Source organism: Helicobacter suis, assembly GCF_902196135.1.
Classification (GTDB): Bacteria; Campylobacterota; Campylobacteria; order Campylobacterales; family Helicobacteraceae; genus Helicobacter; species Helicobacter suis_A.
In genome coordinates, this window is record NZ_CABIKE010000039.1 from 1 (window position 1) to 1,389 (window position 1,389).

Sequence of the window (1,389 nt, forward strand, 5' to 3'; positions counted from 1 at the left end):
CTTGTAAAAAAGAGCTAGCCATGCGTTTTAATTTATTAATAGCCTTTTTGTGAAAAGGGAGAGGCGGCGGAGGAGGCGGCGGAGGAGTGGGGGGGGGGGGGAATGTATGTGTGTGATAAACCTCCTTACAATCTATTGCCCTTTGTAAAAAGGCTAGAATTTTAGCAAAACTTAAATCTTGGTAGAATGAGGGTTTGCCATCTACACTATTAAGCGGGTGAGCATGTAGCATGTCTAAATAAGCATTGTCATGGGTATCTAAATACGCAATAAAATCTAAAGCTTCTGTAAAATCTTTAAAATCATGCACATTGATAAAACTTTTAGGGTTAAAATCTTTAGCAACTGCAGGATTGCCCCAGTAAATAGGAATGGTGTGGGCAAAGTAAGCATCTATAATTTTTTCTGTGGTGTAGCCAAACCCTTTAGAGTTTTCAAAACAAAGATTAAATTTATATTGGCTTAAAAATTCTTCCTTATTGCTGATTGGTTTACCTAGAGTATTAAAAACCTTTCCTCCAGAAGCAACGGGACGATAGGCATTAAGCTCCTGATAACAAGCATTGCGCATGGGGGCATTAGGATTAGAAGCCACAAAACTAGCAAATCCTCTTTTAAGTGGATCTGTTTGTTCTCTAATGAGTGCATCTAGGGTGGGGTATAAGTCTTTAAAAGAACAGGTGGAGGGGATATTCTCTTCATGTGGTAGCCGTACAAAGGGAGAATGAAGGTTTTTTGTTACAATGTGAGCATACCACCACAAGTTTAAGTAGTAAAGGGGCACACGCAAATACCGATCACCAAAAGTTAGATCATCAAAACCCATGCCAAAATCATAAATATCAAAGTTAATCCGCATATTTTCCCCTATATAGCCGATGCGCTTTTGAGGGAAATTTAAAATAAGCCCTTGTTTGCCATCAAGGTTAGGGACAGTCTCAAAAACAATATCACAAGGCAAAGTACTAGAAAGATTAATATCGTAGGCAGAGTTTAAAATGTAATAAAAGAGATGTTCTTTAAAACCCTGCAGGTGATCCTCACTCCAAAAATACGCGATAGCCAAATTAAGGGGTGGTTTTGATTCTATTTGGGGTAGCCACATGGAATCAAGGTAGGCATCTAGGAGAGGTTGAAACATTTAAAGATCCTTTTAAGATTGAAACCGACAATTGTAGCAATTTTAAAGATTTTGTGCTAGGGTTTGTGCATTTTTTCTAAAGAAAAAGATTATTTTAACTGACAAAATGCCCAATCTGTACTAAAAAAGTTTAGCACTAGCGCTAAAAGCCTGCAAGCTTAAGCTAAGCCGATCATTGCGTTAGAGGATTTGTACTAAACCCTGCTTTAAGCGCAGGGAAGTATCAAGCATAGAAAAATCTTAGGTCT

1 protein-coding gene is annotated in these 1,389 nt (G+C 38.0%); it reads right to left on the minus strand.

Going from position 1 to position 1,389, the window contains the following annotated elements; genetic code table 11:
• Positions 1-1,141, minus strand: a 1,141-nt coding sequence (locus G6Q06_RS08305) for a glycosyltransferase family 10 domain-containing protein (protein WP_205436016.1), incomplete at its 3' end; no start/stop codon positions are given.
• Between the last annotated feature and the right edge of the window lie 248 nt (positions 1,142-1,389).